The 845-nt window shown below is 51.0% G+C and carries 1 protein-coding gene; it reads right to left on the reverse strand.

All coding sequences use genetic code 11. The features are described from left to right. Positions 1-845, reverse strand: an 845-nt coding sequence (locus tag NG42_RS21610; protein ID WP_052903083.1) for an IS4 family transposase, incomplete at both ends; no start/stop codon positions are given.

Here is an 845-nt window from a genome sequence, read left to right on the forward strand (position 1 = left end):
CTTCGACCATATAACTTCATCACCTCACGTGGTTTAAACTCGGCTGTGCTGCTGAATATTAACCACGGCTCTTTCGCTGCTGCACGTCCGTCCTGTGCCTGCGAGTAACGGGATATCCTGCAACGAGCGCGTTTGTTTTTACGGCTTGCAGACTCTTTTTTATGAAGATAAAAATGCCCTTCACAGCGTGCATATTCTGCCCGGGCAAGCGTTCCCGGCCCCAGATATTCCGGTTTATTAGTGGCCTGTAGCTCGTGCCGCCTTATCCAGCACTCCGGTTTTTTATCCAGCCGGAGATGAATGTTGCCTCTGACACGACCGATAAAATCCCAGCCCAGTGTTTTAATATGGCGAAACCACGCATTCTGAAAACCGGCATCGGTGACAATCAGTACCCGGGTTTCTGGTGCGATGGCAGCGGAAAGAGAATCGAGAAAAGCTCTCTGTATCAGTGAGTTTTGCTGTTTCTTCGACGGTACAATCTGGCTCATAAGCGGGATAGAACGGCCATCACAAATCAGGCTCGCCCGCAATACATGGAACGCCTGCGAAGGGTAACCGCTCCAGTCAACAGCAATGACACACCACGAAAGTCGTCGGGTGAGCAGCGAAGTTATATTTTTAAATATCAGCGGGATGTCATCATGAAGTGCCGTGTTGCCGAGCAGGCGGTCAACACGCTTTATCTTGTGCTTAACCTGAGCACCACCCGGTAAATAACGGCCAATACTGGTCAGAGTAAGTGAAGCTCCACGCGTCAGGGCAACGGTGGCATCAAGCAGTGCGTTCTGTCGGTACTGATGAAATGGGGCCAGAGCGCCCCGGAAAAACTTCTGGCATACTTT

It is taken from the genome of Winslowiella iniecta (assembly GCF_001267535.1).
Lineage (GTDB): Bacteria > Pseudomonadota > Gammaproteobacteria > Enterobacterales > Enterobacteriaceae > Erwinia > Erwinia iniecta.